Raw genomic sequence first — 773 nt, forward strand, 5'->3', positions numbered from 1 at the left:
GCCCCATGATTCCTGACTATGCGCTTGAACGCATCACCGAGCGTTTCTATTCCCTGCCGGCGCCGGGTCAGGAAAGAAGTTCAGGCCTGGGGCTGGCCATGGTAAGCGAAATCGCCAGTCTGCACGGCGGCAGCCTGCAGGTGGGAAACACCCCGGAAGGCGTTCAGGCCAGGCTAATCCTCCCCGAATAGACCTCTTCCCGCAGGAGTATTGTTGGCGGCGCGATAGAGCGAAAAGCGAGAAGAAAAAAATGGCCCGGGTTTTCGAAACTCGCTTCTCGCAACTCGTCACCACTTTCCCCCACACAATCCCCACAAAACCCTCAAATCGGTTTCGCACACTGTTTTCTCACACTGAGGGCGTCATTTGTGGGAGAGAAGCCATGCGACCCAACCTGTTATTGAAAATGTTCACTATTGCCGGGCTAATGCTGGTGCTGGTCATGCCGCTGTTAATGATCCAGGGAAAGATATCCGACCGCAGTAATGAAGCGATGCACGTCAAACACCAGATTACCCGGCAGGTCAGTGGCGAACAGCAGATCAGTGGGCCACTGATCGTGGTACCCAGAACCCGCAAACAGCTGGTGGAAAAGCGCGATTGCCGCAGCGGCGAAACCTGTACCGCCATCGAACACCGGCAGGTACTGGACAGCCAGATCCCGGATACCCTGAGCATTGATGGCGAGCTGCAGAGTGAAATGCGCTATCGCGGTATTTACGGCGTGCCGGTGTACCGGAGTCTGCTGCATATTGAAGCTGTGTTTCCCGCTA

The 773-nt window shown here is 55.9% G+C and carries 2 protein-coding genes; both read left to right on the forward strand.

Annotation, left to right across the window (positions count from 1 at the left end; all coding sequences use genetic code 11):
* Positions 1-191: ATP-binding protein (locus A3730_RS31325; protein ID WP_369819051.1), on the forward strand; the 191-nt coding region annotated here is incomplete at its 5' end.
* A 191-nt stretch (positions 192-382) separates the two neighbouring features.
* Positions 383-773, forward strand: a 391-nt coding sequence (locus A3730_RS08375) for an inner membrane CreD family protein (RefSeq protein WP_197477374.1), incomplete at its 3' end; no start/stop codon positions are given.

It is taken from the genome of Alcanivorax sp. HI0044 (genome assembly GCF_001634945.1).